This window comes from Streptomyces sp. NPDC040610, assembly GCF_055594065.1.
On the sequence record NZ_JBVIXA010000028.1, the window covers coordinates 1 to 18,090 of the forward strand.

17 protein-coding genes are annotated in these 18,090 nt (G+C 73.3%); 1 reads left to right on the forward strand and 16 read right to left on the reverse strand.

What is annotated here, in order from left to right:
• Window positions 1–102: 102 nt before the first annotated feature.
• The 3 genes from era to ACZ6AA_RS40635 form a co-directional block, all read right to left on the reverse strand.
• The gene (era, locus tag ACZ6AA_RS40625; RefSeq protein ID WP_468449655.1) at window positions 103–1,056 is read right to left on the reverse strand and encodes a GTPase Era; all 954 of its coding nucleotides are present in this window, start codon (window positions 1,054–1,056) and stop codon (window positions 103–105) included.
• A gap of 212 nt (window positions 1,057–1,268) precedes the next feature.
• Window positions 1,269–1,622: a cytidine deaminase gene (locus ACZ6AA_RS40630; protein WP_468449656.1), complete on the reverse strand. Its 354-nt coding sequence runs from the start codon at window positions 1,620–1,622 to the stop codon at window positions 1,269–1,271.
• A gap of 29 nt (window positions 1,623–1,651) precedes the next feature.
• Entirely contained in the window at window positions 1,652–2,560 is a 909-nt protein-coding gene (locus ACZ6AA_RS40635) for a helix-turn-helix transcriptional regulator (protein ID WP_468449657.1), read from the reverse strand.
• 85 nt (window positions 2,561–2,645) lie between these two features.
• Between ACZ6AA_RS40635 and ACZ6AA_RS40640 the strand changes: the two genes are divergently transcribed.
• Window positions 2,646–4,112: an MFS transporter gene (locus ACZ6AA_RS40640; RefSeq protein WP_468449658.1), complete on the forward strand. Its 1,467-nt coding sequence runs from the start codon at window positions 2,646–2,648 to the stop codon at window positions 4,110–4,112.
• A gap of 109 nt (window positions 4,113–4,221) precedes the next feature.
• On the opposite strand, the gene ACZ6AA_RS40645 is transcribed toward ACZ6AA_RS40640, so the two are convergent.
• From ACZ6AA_RS40645 to ACZ6AA_RS40705, 13 genes are all read right to left on the reverse strand, one after another.
• A complete protein-coding gene (locus ACZ6AA_RS40645) occupies window positions 4,222–4,578 on the reverse strand; it encodes an MmcQ/YjbR family DNA-binding protein (RefSeq protein ID WP_468480824.1) in 357 nt (118 codons plus the stop codon).
• Entirely contained in the window at window positions 4,575–5,882 is a 1,308-nt protein-coding gene (locus ACZ6AA_RS40650) for a hemolysin family protein (protein WP_468449660.1), read from the reverse strand. Before ACZ6AA_RS40650 ends, ACZ6AA_RS40645 begins: the two co-directional genes overlap by 4 nt.
• Window positions 5,883–5,886: 4 nt before the next feature.
• Window positions 5,887–6,384, reverse strand: a complete 498-nt coding sequence (gene ybeY / locus ACZ6AA_RS40655; protein WP_030357706.1) for an rRNA maturation RNase YbeY — start codon at window positions 6,382–6,384, stop codon at window positions 5,887–5,889.
• Window positions 6,385–6,399: 15 nt separating this feature from the next.
• Window positions 6,400–7,500: a PhoH family protein gene (locus ACZ6AA_RS40660; RefSeq protein ID WP_468449661.1), complete on the reverse strand. Its 1,101-nt coding sequence runs from the start codon at window positions 7,498–7,500 to the stop codon at window positions 6,400–6,402.
• Between the two features lie 144 nt (window positions 7,501–7,644).
• Window positions 7,645–8,799 (reverse strand): carbohydrate kinase family protein, encoded by a 1,155-nt coding sequence (locus ACZ6AA_RS40665; RefSeq protein WP_468449662.1) that lies wholly within the window; start codon window positions 8,797–8,799, stop codon window positions 7,645–7,647.
• Window positions 8,800–8,865: 66 nt separating this feature from the next.
• Complete coding sequence (locus ACZ6AA_RS40670; RefSeq protein WP_471463599.1) at window positions 8,866–9,867, reverse strand: adenosine deaminase; 1,002 nt, start codon at window positions 9,865–9,867, stop codon at window positions 8,866–8,868.
• A 65-nt stretch (window positions 9,868–9,932) separates the two neighbouring features.
• On the reverse strand, window positions 9,933–10,841 hold the full coding sequence (locus ACZ6AA_RS40675) for a ribonuclease Z (protein WP_468449664.1): 909 nt from the start codon (window positions 10,839–10,841) through the stop codon (window positions 9,933–9,935).
• A 54-nt stretch (window positions 10,842–10,895) separates the two neighbouring features.
• Window positions 10,896–11,249 (reverse strand): histidine triad nucleotide-binding protein, encoded by a 354-nt coding sequence (locus ACZ6AA_RS40680; protein WP_468449665.1) that lies wholly within the window; start codon window positions 11,247–11,249, stop codon window positions 10,896–10,898.
• A gap of 241 nt (window positions 11,250–11,490) precedes the next feature.
• A complete protein-coding gene (locus ACZ6AA_RS40685) occupies window positions 11,491–14,727 on the reverse strand; it encodes a S41 family peptidase (protein ID WP_471463602.1) in 3,237 nt (1,078 codons plus the stop codon).
• 45 nt (window positions 14,728–14,772) lie between these two features.
• Window positions 14,773–15,438 carry a hypothetical protein gene (locus ACZ6AA_RS40690; protein WP_471463604.1) on the reverse strand — a complete coding sequence of 222 codons (666 nt, stop codon included), beginning with the start codon at window positions 15,436–15,438 and terminating at the stop codon, window positions 14,773–14,775.
• 94 nt (window positions 15,439–15,532) lie between these two features.
• The gene (locus tag ACZ6AA_RS40695; RefSeq protein WP_468449668.1) at window positions 15,533–15,934 is read right to left on the reverse strand and encodes a VOC family protein; all 402 of its coding nucleotides are present in this window, start codon (window positions 15,932–15,934) and stop codon (window positions 15,533–15,535) included.
• 22 nt (window positions 15,935–15,956) lie between these two features.
• A complete protein-coding gene (locus ACZ6AA_RS40700; RefSeq protein ID WP_471463606.1) occupies window positions 15,957–16,706 on the reverse strand; it encodes a 16S rRNA (uracil(1498)-N(3))-methyltransferase in 750 nt (249 codons plus the stop codon).
• Window positions 16,703–17,818: a nitronate monooxygenase gene (locus tag ACZ6AA_RS40705; RefSeq protein WP_468449670.1), complete on the reverse strand. Its 1,116-nt coding sequence runs from the start codon at window positions 17,816–17,818 to the stop codon at window positions 16,703–16,705. The genes ACZ6AA_RS40700 and ACZ6AA_RS40705 overlap by 4 nt, the downstream gene beginning before the upstream one ends.
• Between the last annotated feature and the right edge of the window lie 272 nt (window positions 17,819–18,090).

Below are 18,090 nucleotides of genomic sequence, written 5' to 3' on the forward strand. Positions count from 1 at the left end.
GTCCGGCGTTTGAGGACGAGGCGCGAAGCGCCGATCAGCGGGGTCCAGGGGGCGCAGCCCCCGGTTTCGGAGAAGGGGCGGGACCGGGGCGCCCCCGCGAGGTCAGAAGCCCAGCTTGCGCAGCTGGCGCGGGTCGCGCTGCCAGTCCTTGGCGACCTTGACGTGCAGGTCGAGGTAGACGGGCGTACCGAGGAGCGCCTCGATCTGCTTGCGGGACTTGATCCCGACGTCCTTGAGCCGCTTGCCCTTGGGACCGATGATGATCCCCTTCTGGCTGGGCCGCTCGATGTACACGAAGGCGTGGATGTCGAGGAGCGGCTTGTCGGCGGGCCGGTCCTCGCGGGGCAGCATCTCCTCGACCACCACGGCGATCGAGTGCGGCAGCTCGTCCCGCACGCCCTCCAGGGCCGCCTCACGGATCAGCTCGGCCACCATGACCTGCTCGGGCTCGTCGGTGAGGTCACCCTCGGGGTAGAGGGCGGGCCCCTCCGGCAGGAGGGGGACCAGGAGGTCGGCCAGCAGGTCGACCTGCTTCTCGCCGACCGCCGAGACGGGCACGATCTCGGCCCACTCGAAGCCCAGCTCCTTGCCGAGCTGGTCGATGGCGATGAGCTGCTCGGCCAGCGTCTTGCTGTCGACGAGGTCGGTCTTCGTGACGATGGCGATCTTCGGCGTCTTCTTGATCGACGCCAGCTCCTTGGCGATGAACCGGTCACCGGGCCCGAGCTTCTCGTTGGCGGGCAGGCAGAACCCGATGACGTCGACCTCGGCCCAGGTGGCGCGGACCACGTCGTTGAGCCGCTCGCCGAGGAGCGTGCGGGGCTTGTGCAGGCCGGGGGTGTCGACCAGGATCAGCTGGGCCTCGGGGCGGTGCACGATGCCGCGGACGGTGTGCCGCGTCGTCTGCGGCCGGTTCGAGGTGATCGCCACCTTCTTGCCGACCAGAGCGTTCGTGAGGGTGGACTTGCCCGCGTTGGGGCGGCCGACGAAGCAGGCGAAACCGGCGCGGTGGGCGGCCTGCTCGGACGGCTCGGGTGAAGGGGTACGCACGCTCATGGCGCCTATTGTCCCTGATCTTTTCGGGCGGGGGCGCCTTGGGCGGTGCCCGTCGGCTGGGGCTGCGCCCCTTTCCCCGCCCTTTCGGCGCTGCGCGCCTCGCCCTCAAACGCCGGGCGGGCTGTCCCACCCGCCCGTGACTCCCGCCCCGGGGGCCCGGGGGCAGCGCCCCCGGTTTCGGGAAGGGGCGGGACTGGAGCGCCCCGCGAAGGTCAGCCCGCCTCAGCCGTCAGTCGGACCGACCCATCCGGTCCCGCGAGGAACACGGGCGTACCGGCCCCGCCGAGGTCCCGCACCGCCGCCAGATCCTCCGCGCTCAGGCCCGCCTCCCCCGACACCACGGCCGCCGCCTCCAGGGACTCCGCCCCGGACGCCACCGCCATGGCCACGGCCGTGCGCAGCGCGGAAAGGCGCAGGGAGTCGAGGGCGACGGTCCCGGCGACGTACGTACGTCCCGTCTCGTCCCGCACCGCGGCCCCCTCGGGCACGCCGTTGCGGGCGCGGGCCGAGCGGGCGAGGGTGACGATCTTCTGGTCCTCGGGGCCGAGGTCGGTGGACTCAGTCATGGCACGAGCATAAGGAGCAGCCCGGCGGCTCAGCCCGCCACCCGGTACATCGCCCCGCGCCGGGCCTCCGGGGACGCCAGCCAGGCGAGCTTCTCCGCGGTGTCGGCCAGGGGCAGCGGCGTGTGCAGCACGATCGTGAGGTCGGGCCGCGCGGGCACCTTCAGGGCGGTGGACTCCACGTGCAGGATGCCGACGAGCGGATGGTCGAGCTCCTTGTGGACCTGACCGGCGGGCCGGATGTCCTGGCGCTCCCACATCGCGGTGAACTCCTCGCCCGAGGCGTGCAACCGCGCGAGCAGCTCCTGGAAGCCCTCGTCCTCGGGGTGCTCGGAGCAGGCCGCGCGGAACTGCGCGACGAGCGTCACCGCGTTCTGCTCCCAACTCACGTTGCGCGAGCGGTACATGGGGTCGGTGAAGAAGTCGAGGATGCAGTTCTGGGTGGTCCCGGGGCGCATGCTGAGGACCATCGCGGCCGCGTCGTTGTAGATGACGCAGTTGTAGTAGCGGTCCATGATGTGCGCCGGGTACGGCATCCAGGTGTCGATGAGCCGCCGCAGGCCCTCGCACATGTCCGCGGCGTCCTCCTCGGCCTGCGGCACGGGCGGGTTGAGGCCCGCGAGCACGTACAGGTGGCGGCGTTCGGTGCCGGACAGCTTCAGGACCCGGGCCACGGCGTCCAGGACCTGCGGGGACACGGAGATGTCCCGGCCCTGCTCCAGCCACTGGTACCAGGAAGCCCCGACGCCCGCGAGCACGGCGACCTCCTCGCGCCGCAGCCCCGGCGTGCGGCGCCGACCGCCACCTTCCGGAAGGCCCGCCTCGGCCGGGGTCACCCGCGCCCGTCGGCTCATCAGGAAGTCCCGCAGCTCGACCCGTCGACGCGTCCGCGCCCCGTCGGTCCGCTCCTCGGCCTGGCTGACCACCGCTCCCCCTGTCATCCGTACGCGGTTGCGCCTGGTGTTCGCACCACCAGCATAAGTTCCCGCTCCCCACGGCTATTCCGGCCGACGGAGGCTGTCGACCATGGCGATAGACACTTCCGCTCCCTCCCCGACCGCCGCAGGCACCTCGACCACCACCGCGGCCCCGAAGGCCGCCGCCCCCAAGGCCACCGCTCCCGCCGGGCCGCCGCCCCGGCTCTCCCACCGCGACCGGCTCATCCTCTTCGTCCTGTGCGCCGCCCAGTTCATGGTGGCCCTCGACTTCTCCGTGCTGAACGTGGCCCTGCCCGTCCTCGGCTCGGACCTCGGCATGAGCCATGCCGCGCTCCAGTGGGCCGTCACCGCCTTCGCGCTGCCGTCCGGCGGCTTCCTGCTGCTCTTCGGACGCTTCGGCGACCTCTTCGGGCGGCGCAGGCTGTTCCTCGGCGGGCTCGCGCTGTTCGGCGCGGCCTCGCTGCTCGCGACGCTCGCGTGGGACCCGACCTCGTTCCTCGCCGGGCGGGCGCTGCAGGGCGTGGGCGCCGCGGCGATCGTGCCGACCGGCATGTCGCTGCTCACCACGACCTTCCCGGAGGGCCCACAGCGGGACCGCGCGCTCGGCATCTCCGGCACGCTGCTCTCCCTCGGCTTCACCGTCGGCATGGTCCTCGGCGGTGTCCTCACCGACACCCTCGGCTGGCGCTCCACGATGGGCCTGCTCACGCTGTTCGCCCTGATCGTGCTCCCCCTGGCCCCCGGCCTGCTCCCGGAGTCCCGCACCCCGGACCGGCCCCGCCTCGACATCCCCGGCGCCGTCACCGTCACCGGCGGGCTGCTCGCCCTCATCTACGCCCTGTCCACCGCCGCAGAGCGCGGCTTCGGCGGCACCGACGTCATCGTCACGCTGATCGCGGGCGTCGGGCTGCTCGCCCTCTTCGGGTACGTCGAGTCGCGCGCCGCGTCGCCGCTGGTGTCCCTGCCGATGCTGCGGCGCCGCACGGTCGCCTGGGGCAACCTCGGCGGGCTCGTCACCTTCTCGATGATGTCGACGGTCGTCTTCGTCCTGACCCTCTACTTCCAGGACGTCCTCGACCTGTCCGCCTTCCAGACCGGCCTCGTCTTCGGCGTGCAGGGCGTGCTGTCCGTCGTCGCGGGCATGCTCGCGCCCAAGGTCATCGGGCGCTTCGGCCCGCGCCGCACGCTGATCGGGTCGCTGCTGGGTCAGGGGCTGTTCGTGGCGGCGCTCATCGCGGTGGGCGAGCAGATGTGGTCCGTGTGGCTGGCGACCGCCGCGATCTCCGTGGCCAGCATGTTCCACCTCGGTGCGATCGTCTCGTACGGGGTGACGGTGACGTCGGGCGTGCCCGACGCGGAGCAGGGGCTCGCCACCGGGCTCGTCACCTCCACCCAGCAGGTGGGCATCACCGTCGGCATCCCCCTCCTCGGCGTCCTCGCCACGACGTCGACGGACGTCCTCGCGGGCACCCGCACCGTCCTGGCCCTCGACGCCCTGATCATCCTGGTCACGGCGGCCCTGGTGGCCGTGGGCCTGCGCCGAGGCCGCGCCTGACCGCGTGCCCTGTGGGCAGCTGGTCCGCCCAGAGGGCGGAACGGGTGGGCACAGGGCGGACCCGGCGCCGGGCAACCCACGCTCCGTAGCCCAGCCCCGGCCGGCCCCGCTAGGCCCGGTCCAACCGGAGCCGCACCGCCCGGGGCAGCCCCGCCACCACCAGGTCGTAGGAGTCCTCGACGAGTTCCCTGACCTGGCGGTCGGGGAGCGCCCCGGCCAGGGACACCGTGTTCCAGTGGCGTTTGTTCATGTGCCAGCCCGGGACGATCTCGGGGTGGGCGGCCCGCAGCTGGAGGGCGATCTCCGGCTCGCACTTGAGGTTCACGGTCAGCGGCTCCGCGTCCAGGGAGGACAGCGCGAACATCTTCCCGGCGACCTTGAACACCGACGTCCCGGGCCGGAAGGGGAACTCCTCGACGGCGTCGTTGAAGGACAGGCAGAACGCCCGGAGTTCGGCGGGGGTCATCGCGCGGCGCCCTCCCCGGGGCCGGGGCCCGCCGGGGCCACCGGCTCCACGAGGACCGTGATGATCTTGTTGCGGCGCCCGGCCGCCGCCTCGGCGGTGAGCTTCAGGGCGCGCCCGTCGGGGAGGTCCACGACGGCCGAGGCCCCGGCGATCGGCACCCGCCCGAGAGCCTTGGCGAGCAGCCCGCCGACGGTCTCGACGTCCTCGTCGTCGTAGGACTCCAGGCCGTACAGCTCGCCGAGGTCGCCGATGTCGAGGCGGGCCGTGACGCGGTAGCACTCGCCGTCGAGCTCCTCGACGGGCGGCAGCTCGCGGTCGTACTCGTCGGTGATCTCACCGACGATCTCCTCCAGGATGTCCTCGATGGTGACGATCCCCGCGGTGCCGCCGTACTCGTCGATGACGACGGCCACGTGGTTGCGCTCCTGCTGCATCTCGCGCAGCAGGTCCCCGGCGTTCTTCGTGTCGGGGACGAACGTCGCGGGCCGCATGGCCGTGGAGACGAGGTCGTTCTCGGCGTCGCGGTTGATGTGCGTCTTGCGGACGAGGTCCTTCAAGTACACGATGCCGACGACGTCGTCCTCGCTCTCGCCGGTCACGGGGATGCGCGAGAAGCCCGAGCGGAGCGCGAGCGTCAGGGCCTGCCGGACGGTCTTGAAGCGCTCGATGGAGATCAAGTCGGTGCGCGGGACCATGACTTCGCGCACGAGGGTGTCGCCGAGCTCGAAGACGGAGTGCACCATGCGGCGCTCGTCGTCCTCGATCAGGGACTCCTTCTCGGCGAGGTCGACCATGGCCCGCAGCTCGGCCTCGGAGGCGAACGGGCCGCGCCGGAAGCCCTTGCCGGGAGTGAGGGCGTTGCCGATGAGGATGAGCAGCGGCGGGATGGGACCCATGACACGGGCGAGCGGCAGCAGGACGTACGCCGCCGCGGTGGCCGTGTTCAGCGGGTGCTGGCGGCCGATGGTGCGCGGGGAGACGCCGACGGCGACATAGCTGACGAGCACCATCACGCCGATGGCGATGGCGAGCGCCTCCCAGGTGACGTCGACGGCCTGCAGGCAGGCGTAGGTGACGAGGGCGGCGGCCGCCATCTCGCAGGTCACCCGCACGAGCAGGGCCACGTTCAGATAGCGGACCGGGTCGGCGGCGACCTGCGCGAGCTTCGCGCTGCCGCGCCGCCCGGACCGCACGGCCTCCTCGGCGCGGAAGCTGGAGACACGGGCCAGGCCCGCCTCGGCGCAGGCGGCGAGCCAGGCCACCACGACCAGGGCGACCGCGCCGGCGATGAGCTGGACGGACATGGCGTCAGGAGACGGTGGGCGCCGGGGACGGGCCGGTGAGGCCCTGCTCCGCGCGCCAGCCGTCGACGATGGCCGCCTGCAGGCCGAACATCTCGGCCTTCTCGTCGGGCTCCTCGTGGTCGTACCCGAGCAGGTGCAGCACTCCATGGACGGTGAGGAGCTGGAGCTCCTCGTTCATGGAGTGCTGCGTCGGCGCCTCCTGGCCCTGCTTGAGGGCGACCTCGGGGCAGAGCACGATGTCGCCGAGGAGGCCCTGCGGGGGCTCGTCGTCGTCCTTCATGGGCGGGCGCAGCTCGTCCATGGGGAAGGACATGACGTCCGTGGGCCCGGGCAGGTCCATCCACTGGATGTGCAGCTGCTCCATGGCGTCGGCGTCCACGACGATCACCGAGAGCTCGGAGAGCGGGTGGATGCGCATCCGCGCGAGCGCGTAGCGGGCGATGTCGAGGATCGCCTGCTCGTCGACCTCGGTTCCGGATTCGTTGTTGACGTCGATCGACATGGTGCGCCTGTCCCGCTACTTTCCTCTGCGGCCCTGCTGGGAGCCGTTCTCGGTGCCGTGCTGGCTGTCGTACTTCTCGTACGCGTCGACGATACGGCCGACGAGCTTGTGCCGTACGACATCGGAGGACGTGAGCCGCGAGAAGTGCACGTCGTCCACGCCGTCGAGGATGTCCTGGACCTGGCGCAGACCGGACTTCGTGCCGTTCGGCAGGTCGATCTGCGTCACATCGCCCGTGATCACGATCTTCGATTCGAAGCCGAGGCGGGTGAGGAACATCTTCATCTGCTCGGGGTTCGTGTTCTGCGCCTCGTCCAGGATGATGAACGCGTCGTTCAGCGTCCGGCCGCGCATGTACGCCAGCGGGGCGACCTCGATGGTGCCCGCGGCCATGAGGCGCGGGATCGAGTCCGGGTCCAGCATGTCGTGCAGCGCGTCGTACAACGGGCGCAGATACGGGTCGATCTTCTCGTAGAGCGTGCCGGGCAGGAAGCCGAGGCGCTCGCCCGCCTCCACCGCGGGGCGGGTCAGGATGATCCTGCTGACCTGCTTGGACTGCAGGGCCTGGACCGCCTTGGCCATGGCCAGATAGGTCTTGCCGGTGCCCGCGGGGCCGATGCCGAACACGATCGTGTGCTTGTCGATCGCGTCGACGTACCGCTTCTGGTTGAGCGTCTTGGGGCGGATGGTGCGGCCGCGGGAGGAGAGGATGTTCTGCGTCAGGACCTCGGCCGGGGTCTCCTCGCCGTCCGCCTCGCCGCTGTCGTCCGCCCTGAGCATGGCGATCGAGCGTTCCACCGCGTCCTCCGTCATCGGCTGTCCGGTGCGGAGCACCAGCATCATCTCGTCGAACAGGCGCTGGATGAGGGCGACTTCGTGGGCGTCACCGACCGCGCTGATCTCATTGCCCCGGACGTGGATGTCGGCCGCCGGGAAGGCCGTCTCGATCACTCGCAGCAGCGCGTCTCCGGAGCCCAGGACCATCACCATGGGGTGCTTGGCCGGGACGGAGAAATGAGCCTTGCCGGTGCCGTTCTTGGGCGCCCGCTTCCGTGCCGTGTCCTGTTCCGCGTCCTGCGGCTGCGCAGGATTCTGAGCTGTCGGTGTGTGCGTCATGGGCCGGCCCTGAAGGCCTGCTCATCCTCCTCGTCACGGGACTCGCCGCGAGGCGACTTCTGCACTGCCAAGCGTACGACGCGCCACTGACAAGGCCTAAGCCGTTTTCCGGGACGGACGCGGACGGGCCGGAACACGGGCGGCCTACAGGGAGCGGCCGAAGCCGATCGTCGGGACCGCGCGCCGCAGCGGCCAGGCCCGGCCGCCGCCCGCGGGCAGCAGGTCCTCCAGGAAGGCGTACCGCCGCAGGGCCACCGGGTCCTGCTCGTCGAACTCGCCGACGCGCCGCCACCAGGCCGCCACCTCCGCCCACCCGGGCGCCGACAGGGAGCCCCCGAACTCCTGCACGGACAGCGCCGCGGTGAGCCCGGCGAAGGCGAGCCGGTCGGCGAGCGGCCATCCGGCCAGCGTGCCGGTGACGAAGCCCGCGACGAACACGTCGCCCGCCCCGGTGGGGTCGAGGGCCTCCACCTCGATGGCGGGCACGGACGCGGTCTCGCCGGTGCGCCCGTCGACCGCGTACGCCCCCTCGGCGCCGAGGGTGACCACGGCGAGCGGCACGTGCTCGGTGAGGGCGTGCGCGGCGGCGCGGGGGCAGGTGGTGCCCGTGTACCGCATGGCCTCCTGCGCGTTCGGCAGGAACGCCTCGCAGTGCGCCAGGTCGGGCAGCGCGGCCAGGTCCCAGGCCCCGGTGTCGTCCCAGCCGACGTCCGCGAAGATCCGGGTGCCGCGCCGGGCCGCCGCGGCGATCCAGGGCGCCCGCACCCCGGGCACCAGGGAGGCGACGGCGGCGCGCGCCCGCGGCGGGCACTTCGGGGCGCCGCCGTCCGGGGAGTCCGCGTCGGGCGGCGGCTCGTGGCCGTGGCTGACCATGGTCCGCTCGCCCTCGTACGCCATGGAGACCGTCACCGGCGAATGCCAGCCGGGCACGGTCCGTGACGACGACAGGTCGATGCCCTCGCCACGCTCCAGGGCGTCCCAGCAGTACTCCCCGTAGTGGTCGTCGCCGAAGGCGGCGGCCAGGGACGTGCGCAGGCCGAGCCGGGCCAGGGCGCTCGCCATGTTGGCGACGCCGCCGGGGCTCGACCCCATGCCGCGCGCCCACGACTCGGTGCCGCGCACCGGCGCGGAGTCGAGGCCGGTGAAGATGATGTCGAGGAACACGGTCCCCGTCAGGTACACGTCGCAGGGCGGATCGCCCGCCCTGCGCGCCGACTTGAGGGGGTCGACGACGGTCTCCGCAGCCGCGGCGGGTGTCTGTGGCGATACGCCAGGTGGTACAGCGGGTGGTACGGCCATGGAGGCAACGTAACCCAGGCCTGTGACAACGCGCCGTCGCACGCCGCGAGGACGGCGCGATGTCCGTCAGTCGAACGTGTAGGCCTCGACCTCCGCGAGGTACCGCGCGCGCAGCGCCTCCTCCTCGGGGCCGCCGTCCAGGAACGCGGCCTCGAAGGAGTTGCGGGCCAGCTCCCGCAGCCCTTCTTGGTCGATGCCCAGGGCCTCGTGGACGGCGTGGAAGGTGTCGTCGACGTAGCCGCCGAAGTAGGCGGGGTCGTCGGAGTTGACGGTGCACAGCAGCCCGGCCGCCATCATCTGCGGCAGCGGGTGCTTCTCCAGGATGTCGACGGCCCGCAGCCGCACGTTGGACAGCGGGCACAGCGTCAGCGGCACCCGGTCCCGCACCAGGCGCTCCACCAGCTCCGGGTCCTCCATGCAGCGCAGCCCGTGGTCGATGCGCTCCACCCCGAGCACGTCGAGGGCCTCGCGCACGTAGGCGGCCGGGCCCTCCTCCCCCGCGTGCGCCACCTTGCGCAGCCCGAGCGCGCCCGCGGCCTCGTACACGGCGGCGAACTTGCTCGGCGGGTGGCCGACCTCGGCGGAGTCGAGGCCGACGCCGGTGATGCGGTGCAGATGGGGCTTGGCCTCCTCCAGGGTCGCGAGGGCCGAATCGGCGGACTGGTCGCGCAGGAAGCACAGGATGAGGCGGGTGGAGACGCCGTACCGCTCCTCGCTGCGGTCCAGGGCACGGCCGAGGCCCTCGACGACCGTGGCGAAGGGGATGCCGCGCGCGGTGTGCGCCTGCGGGTCGAAGAAGATCTCGGCGTGCCGCACGCCCTGCGCGGCGGCCCGCGCCAGGTAGGCGTCGGCGAGTTCCTCGAAGTCGGCCTCGGTGCGCAGGACGGCCATCAGGCCGTAGTACAGGTCGAGGAAGGACTGGAGGTCGTCGAAGAGGTAGGCCTTGCGGAGCTCTTCGGTGTCGGCGTACGGCAGTTGGACTCCGTTGCGCTCGGCGAGCGCGAAGGCGAGTTCGGGTTCGAGGGTGCCTTCGATGTGCAGGTGCAGTTCGGCCTTGGGGAGGGGCATGGTGGTGCTTTTCTCTCGGGTGGTTCGGGTGGTTCGGGTGACTCGGCTGTCTCGGGTGGGTGGTTCTAGGGGGTGCGCTTGGGCAGCGGTACGCGCATCAGGTCCCGTGCGACCGTCAGCTCGCCCTCGAACCCGGCGGCCCGCGCCTGCTGTTCGAAGACCGCGGGGTCGGCGTAGCGCTGGCTGAAGTGGGTGAGGACGAGGTGGCGCACCCCGGCGTCCCGGGCGACGCCCGCGGCCTGCCCCGCGGTGAGATGGCCGTGGTCGGAGGCGAGCCGGTGGTCCTCGTCGAGGAACGTCGACTCGATGACGAGCATGTCGCAGCCCTCGGCGAGGACGTGCACGCCCTCGCACAGCCGGGTGTCCATGATGAAGGCGAACCGCTGCCCGCGGCGCACCTCGCTGACCTCCTCCAGCGTCACGCCGCGCAGGCTGCCCTCGCGTTGCAGCACGCCGATGTCGGGTCCCTTGATGCCGCGTTCGGCGAGCAGCGCGGGCAGGATGCGGCGCCCGTCGGGCTCGACGAGGCGGTAGCCGTACGCCTCCACGGGGTGGGAGAGCTTCGCGGTCTCCAGGCGGTACGAGGGGGTGCGCGCGATGACGCCGTCGGCGGCGACCGGCGCCTCGGTGAGCTCGACCGTCTCGCGGTAGGCCGTCGAGTACCGCAGCCGGTCGAAGAAGTGCTGGCCGGACGCCGGGTAGTGGGCGGTGACGGGGTGCGGCACGCGGTCCAGGTTGATGCGCTGGATCACGCCCGCGAGGCCGAGGCTGTGGTCGCCGTGGAAGTGCGTGACGCAGAGGCGATTCAGGTCGTGCGCGGCGACGGAGGCACGCAGCATCTGGCGCTGCGTGCCCTCGCCGGGGTCGAAGAGGATGCCCTCGCCGTCCCAGAGCAGGACGTAGCCGTTGTGATTGCGCTGGCGGGTCGGTACCTGGCTCGCGGTGCCGAGGACCACCAATTCACGTGCGGACACAGGAGGTTGTCCCAGCTGTTCGGGGTGAGGGCGGGGGTGGCGGTGCTGGATCGGCTAGCCGGGGGGCCACTGGAGGCCGCGGCCGCCCAGGACGTGGGCGTGCGCGTGGAAGACGGTCTGCCCGGCGCCGGCGCCGGTGTTGAAGACGATGCGGTAGCTCTCGGCCTTCTCCTCAGCGGCGACCTCACCGGCCTCCCGCAGCACGTCAGCGGCGGCCTTCGGATCGGCGGCGGCCAGCGACGCGGCGTCCGGGTAGTGCGCCTTGGGGATGACCAGGACGTGCGTGGGGGCCTGCGGGTTGATGTCGCGGAAGGCGACGGTCGTCTCGGTCTCCCGCACGACGGTCGCGGGTACGTCACCCGCGACGATCTTGCAGAACAGGCAGTCGGCCTGCGGTTCTCCCGCCATGGGGGCACTCTCCCGGGTCGCTGGGGTCACTTTTGTCGCATGGTATCGGGGGGGTGCGGGGGTGGTGGGGCGGTGGGGTGCGGCGGGGTCGGGGTGAGGGGGTGGGTCGTCGGCCGCAGGGGGCGACCGTGAGTCCGACCGAGAAGGGTGGGCGGGTGGGAGACCCGGCAGGGGGCCCGGCCGAGGGCGAAGCCGGGGACGGGCCGAGGGCACGGGGCCCCCGGGGCCGCGGGGGCGACCGTCAGGACGGGGGCGCCCCCGTCCCGGGCAAGGCGGGCGGAGCCTTCGCCGGGGTCTCGTCCAAGGCCGCCAGCGCGACGCGTACCGCCTCGTCGAGCTGCGGGTCCCGCCCGGCCGCGTAGTCCTCGGGCGTGACCACGACCTCGACGTCCGGGTCGACCCCGTAGTTCTCGACCCCCCACTCGTACCCCTCCATCCAGAAGGCGTACTTGGGCTGCGTCACCAGCGTGCCGTCGACGAGGTGGTACCGGCTGTCTATGCCGACGACCCCGCCCCACGTGCGCGTACCGACGACGGGGCCGATGCCGAGGGCCTTGATCGCGGCGTTCACGATGTCCCCGTCGGAGCCGGAGAACTCGTTGGCGACGGCGACGACGGGCCCACGCGGCGCGTCCCCCGGGTAGCTGAGCGGCCCGGAGCCGCGAGGCAGGTCCCAGCCGACGATGCGGCGCGCCAGCTTCTCCACGACGAGCTGCGAGGTGTGCCCGCCGCGGTTCTCGCGCACGTCCACGACCAGGCCCTCGCGGGCGACCTCGATCCTGAGGTCCCGGTGGATCTGCGCCCAGCCGGGCGCCTGCATGTCGGGCACGTGCAGATAGCCGAGCCGGCCGCCGGAGCGCTCGTGGACGTAGGCCCGCCGGTCGGCGACCCACGCGTGGTAGCGCAGGGGCTCCTCGTCGTCGACGGGGACGACAACGGCGTGCCGCGGGTCGCCGCCGCCCGCGGGCGACACGGTCAGCTCGACGGGCTTGCCCGCGGTGCCGACGAGCAGCGGCCCCGGCCCGGTCACCGGGTCGACCGGCCGCCCGCCGACGGCGAGGATCGCGTCGCCCGCGCGCACCGCGACGCCGGGCGCGGCCAGCGGCGAGCGCGCGTGCGGGTCGGACGTCTCGGACGGCAGCACGCGGACGACGCGCCACGCCCCGTCCTCGCCCCGCGAGAGGTCCACGCCGAGCAGCCCCTGGCGGCCGCCGCCCCAGCCGCCGCGCGGCGTCACATAGGCGTGCGAGGTGCCGAGTTCGCCCTGGACCTCCCACAGCAGGTCCACGAGGTCGTCGTGGGTGGCGACGCGGGCGAGGACGGGGCGGTAGCGCTCCAGGACGCCGTCCCAGTCGACGCCGCCCATGTCGGGCCGCCAGAAGTTGTCCCGCATGAGGCGCCCCGCCTCGTCGTACATCTGGCGCCACTCGGCGGCCGGGTCGATGTACTGGCGTACGCGGCCGAGGTCGACGGTGATGTTCGTGTCGCTGTCCTCGTCCGCGGACGCACGCCGGTCGCTGGGCACGACCTTCAGCTTGCCGTCGGCCCACAGCAGCACCCGCTTGCCGTCGCCGGTGACCGCGAAGTGCTCGGCGACACCGGCGAGTTCCTCCACGCGGTGCTGGGTGAGGTCGTAGCGCTCCAGCTCGGAGCTGGGGTCGGGGTCGGTCGGTGTGGCCCGGGACGCGCCGAGCACGCCGTGCACCGGGTGGCGCAGCCACAGCAGGCCGTCCTTGGCGGCGCGCAGCGTGGAGTAGCGGGCGGCCTCCACGGGGAACGGCACGACGCGTTCGGCGAGCCCGTCGAGGTCGACGCGGGTCGTGGGCGTGCCCTCGCTGTCGGGCGTCTCGGCGTGCGGGGTGTCCGGGGTGTCGAAGGCCCGGCCGTGCCGCTGCGGCCCGAACGGCGAGGGCGTCGTGGCCGCGAGGGTGATCAGGTGCGGCCGGGCGCCGCCGACGAACGCGAGGTCGAAGACGTGGTCGTCGTAGACGGGGTCGAAGGACCGCGCGGACAGGAACGCGAGGTGCTTGCCGTCGAGGGTGAACGCCGGGCTGTAGTCGCGGAACCTGAGCTGGGTGGCCTCCGACACCGACAGGTCGGCGGTGTTGGCGAGCTTGAGCTGGCGCAGCGGCCGCGGCCCGGGGTGCGACCAGGCGAGCCACGCGGAGTCGGGCGAGAAGACGAGCCCGGTGGCCTCGCCGTGCTCGGCGCGGTCCACCTCGCGCACCTCGCCGCTCTCGCGCTCCACGAACAGCACCCGGCCGTCGTGCGCGGCGACGGCCGCCCGGCTGCCGTCGGGCGCCATGGCGAGCGCGAGGACCCGGCCGAGCTGTCCGGCTGCGAGCCGCCGCGGCGTCGCGCCGGGCGTGAGGCCGGTGGCGGGCGCGAACTCCAGGGCGTCGTCGCCCTCGGCGTCTGTCACCCACACCACGTGCTCCTCGCCGTCCACGCGGAACGTGCGCGGCAGCCGTGCCCGCACGCCCGGCTCGGCGGCGAGCGCACGGGCCGGCCCCTCGCGGTGCGTGACCCAGTGCACGGCGCCGCGCACGGCGACCGCGCTGCCGCGCCCGGTGTGGTCGGGCGCGGCGGCCCCGAACCAGCGGGCGGCGCTCACCGGATGCGGCTGGAGGTCGGTGCGCTGGCCGCCGAGGACGATGTCCAGGCGGCGCGGCTCGGCGTCGGCGAGGCTGTCGAGGAGCCAGAGTTCACCGGCGGCGGTGTACGTCACGCGGGTGCCGTCGGTGGCGGCGTGGCGGGCGTAGAAGCCTCCCTCGACGGGCGTGTGGCGGCGCAGGTCGGTGCCGTCGGGCAGCGAGGAGTACACGGCGCCGACGCCCTCGTGGTCGCTGAGGAAGGCGACGCGGTCGCCGACCCACAGCGGGTACTCGATGTTCCCGTCGAGGTCGGCGTGCAGCCGCGCGAAGCCGGGCTCGGGGTCGCCCTCGTCGGCGCCCCGCCGGATCCACAGCTTGCCCGCCGTGCCGCCCCGGTACCGCTTCCACCAGGCGGCCTCGCGCCCCATCGGCGCGGAAAGGAGCAGGACCTGGCCCCCGGGGCCGAACGCGAGGTCCCCGACGAGGCCGTACGGCAGCAGTTCGGCGGGCCCGCCGTCGAGCGGCACCGCGCGCGCCCGGGTGCGGCGCAGCGAGGCCTCGCCCTCGGTGCTGATGGCGAGGACCCGGCCGTCGGCCGTCCAGCCGCGCACGGACGTCTTCCCGCTGCCCCAGTAGGTCAGGCGCCGGGTGGGCCCGCCCGCCACGGGTGCGATGTGCACCTCGGGGGCGCCGTCGCGCGTGGACGTCCACGCGACGGTGGTGCCGTCCGGGGAGATCCGTGGCTGGGTCACGGGTACGTTGTCGGCGCTGACCCGCCAGGCGCGGCCGCCGTCGAGCGGGGCGAGCCAGACATCGTCCTCTGCGGTGAAGGCGATCAACTCGCCACGCAGGTGCGGAAACCGGAGGTAGGCAGGCTGAGTCACACGGTCAGCCTAAGCAGGCGCCGCGCGGGGCGGGGTCGTTTTGGATCACTTGCCCGGTTCCTCGTCGGGCTGTTCGGTCACGGTGACGGTGGCGGTGGGCCCGGGATCGGGCTTCTCGTGCCCGGCGTTGTCGTCATTGTTGCTGTCGTTGCCGTTGTTGCCGTTGTTGCCGTCATGCCCGTTGCCGTCATGCCCGTTGCCGTCGTTGCCGCTGTCGTCGCCGCCCTGATCGCCGTTGTCGCCGTTGTCGCCGTTGTTGTCGCCGTTGTCGTCATCGTCGGGCGCATGGTCGCAGTTGCCGAGGGCGTCGACGCGGAACCACTCCTCGCGGCCGACCTTCGCGGTCAGACTCCCGCGCACGCAGGCGCCGTTGCGCACCTCCGTCACCCGGCCCTTGATGGTGATGACCTTGTCGTCGTCGGACTGGCCGCGGCAGTCGACCTCCGCCTCCCGCGGCTCGTCGGAATCCGATGCCTTCTTGTCCCGGCCGACGAACGACGCCGTGCAGGTGAGCCAGTCCACCTTGGCGTGCTGGCGCTCCAGCTCCCGCGTGCCCATCTTGTCGGTGGTGATCGCGACGGCGGACGTGCTCATGTCGCCCTCGACGGGGTCGCACGCGGTCAGGCCGAGTCCGGCCGCCGCCATGGCCGTCACGGCGACGAGAACGCTGCGCGCCCGCCGTGTGCGCGGTATTCGCCTCAATGCCCCCATGAGCGGCAGCGTGCCACCGTGGACGGCGCGGCGGTAGACCGCTTGCGGCCAACTGTCCGGTAACCGCCCCCGTCGGCGGCCCCGTTCCGTGCGCTCAGGCGCGATCCGTGCGCAGCAGCAGCCACTCCTGGAGCTCCACCAGGTTCCCCTCGGGATCCTTGAGGTGGGCCACCCGCATCCGGTCCGTCATGGGCGCGGGCCCGTGCGTCAGCTCGGCGCCGCGCTCGGTGATCCGCTCGCAGTACGCGTCCAGGTCGTCGACGCGCAGCACCACCAGGGAGCGGTGCCCGGTCGCCGACTCGGCCAGTTCGCCGAGGAGTTCGGCCATCATCGTGCGGTCCTGCAGGGCGATGCCCGCGGAGCCCGTCGTGGGGCTGAACTTCTCGTACGGTCCGCTCGCCGCGCCCGACTGGGGCTTCAGGCCGAGGACGTCGGCGTAGAAGCGGTAGCAGGCGGGGAAGTCGGTGACGAGCAGGCGTACCTGGGCGAGTTCCACGGGGATGCCTTTCGGGCGGGGTTCAGGACCAGCGTCCGGTGCGGCCGAGGAGGAGGGCGGCCGCGGCGGTGCCCGCGGTCGACGTGCGCAACACGCTACGCCCGAGCCGGTAGGGCCTGGCACCCGCCCGCGCGAACGCCGCCAGCTCGTCCGGGGCGACGCCGCCCTCGGGGCCGACGACGAGAACGATGTGGCCGGTCGCGGGCAGTTCGGCGGTGGCCAGCGGCTCGCTGCCCTCCTCGTGCAGGACGGCGGCGAGGTCCGCGTCCGCGAGGAGCGCCGCGACCTGCTTGGTCGTGGCGAGCTCGGCGACATCGGGGAAGCGCACCCGGCGCGACTGCTTGCCCGCCTCGCGTGCCGTCGCCCGCCACTTGCCGAGCGCCTTCTGGCCGCGCTCGCCCTTCCACTGCGTGATGCAGCGGGACGCGGCCCAGGGCACGACGGCGTCCACACCGGTCTCCGTCATGGTCTCCACGGCCAGCTCGCCCCGGTCGCCCTTGGGCAGCGCCTGCACGACGGTGATCCGGGGCGTCTGCGCGGCCTCCTCGCGTACGCCGTCGGCGTCCAGGGACACCGTCAGGCGGTCCTTGCCCTCGGTGTCCGCGACGACGCCGTGCGCCCAGCGTCCGGCGCCGTCGGTGAGGACGACGTCCTCGCCCGCGCGCAGCCGCTTCACGGACACGGCGTGCCGCCCCTCGGGGCCGTCCAGGACGTACGCGCTCGCCGGGGCCGCGCCCCGGAAGTCCTCGACGACGAAGACCGGCGCCGTCACTCCGCACCCCGCGCGGCGAACGTGGCCCTCGCCTCGTCGAGTTCGGCGACCAGGACCTCCATCAGCTCGCCCGCGGGCAGCGCCCGCGCCAGGCGGTGGCCCTGGCCCGCCCACAGCGCCATGGCCTGCGGGTCACCGGCCTTGGCTGCGGCCTTGCGCAGGCCCGCGGTGAGGTAGTGCACCTGCGGGTACGCGGCCGGGGCGTACGGGCCGTGCTCGCGCATGAAGCGGTTGACCAGGCCGCGCGCGGGGCGGCCTGAGAACGCCCGGGTCAGCTCGGTGTGGCTGAACAGGGGGTTCGTCATGGCCTGCTTGTGCAGCGGCTGCGCGCCCGACTCGGGGGTGACCAGGAACGCCGTGCCGAGCTGCGCGAAGTCCGCGCCCGCGGCGAGGACCGCGGCGATCTGGCCGCCGCGCATCAGGCCGCCCGCGGCGATCACGGGCAGTCGTACCGTCTCCCTGACCTGCGCGATCAGGCTGAGCAGGCCGATGCCGGAGCCGTCCGCCTCCGGGTTGTCGCGGTGCGTGCCCTGGTGGCCGCCCGCCTCGATGCCCTGGACGCAGACGGCGTCGGCGCCCGCCCGCTGGGCCGCGCGGGCCTCCTCGGGCGTGGTGACGGTGACGACCGTGCGGGTGCCGACGCGGTCGAAGGCCTGCACGACCTCCCGGGTCGGGCAGCCGAACGTGAACGACACCAGCGGCACGGGATCGTCGAGGAGGATCGCGAGCTTCGCGTCGTAGCCGTCGTCGCGCTTGCCCTCGGGGTCGCCGAGCTGCGTCTCGTACCAGGTGGCCTCGCCCGCGAGCTGATTGCGGTAGACCTCCACGGCGGCGTCGAGGGGCGCGGCGCCGGCCGCTCCGGTGGAGCCGGGGCTCGCACCGGGATACTCCGGCTGGGGCATGAACAGGTTCACGCCGAACGGCCGCGCCGTCAGGCCCCTGACCTGCTTGATCTCCTGGTACATCCCGTCGGCGGTCTTGTACCCGGCGGCCAGGCAGCCGAGCCCCCCGGCCTCGGCGACAGCCGCCGCGAGCTGCGGGGTCGACCCACCGCCCGCCATCGGGGCCTGCACGATCGGATAGCGACAGAGATCGGTGAACGCGGAGGACATACCGGCATCGTGCCACGTCCGGCGGGGGCGCCTTGTCCGGGGTCCGGGCGGGGGGCGCCTTGTCCGGGGTCCGGATGCGGACGCAAGTCGGCGCGGGGGGGGGGGGGGGGGGGGGGGGGGGAACCCCCCCCGCCCCCCCCCCCCCCCCCCCCCCCCCCCCCCCCCCCCCCCCCCCCACCACCCCCCCCCCCCCCCCCCCCCCCCCCCCCCCCCCCCCCCCCCCCCCCCCCCCCCCCCCCCCCCCCCCCCCCCCCCCCCCCCCCCCCCCCCCC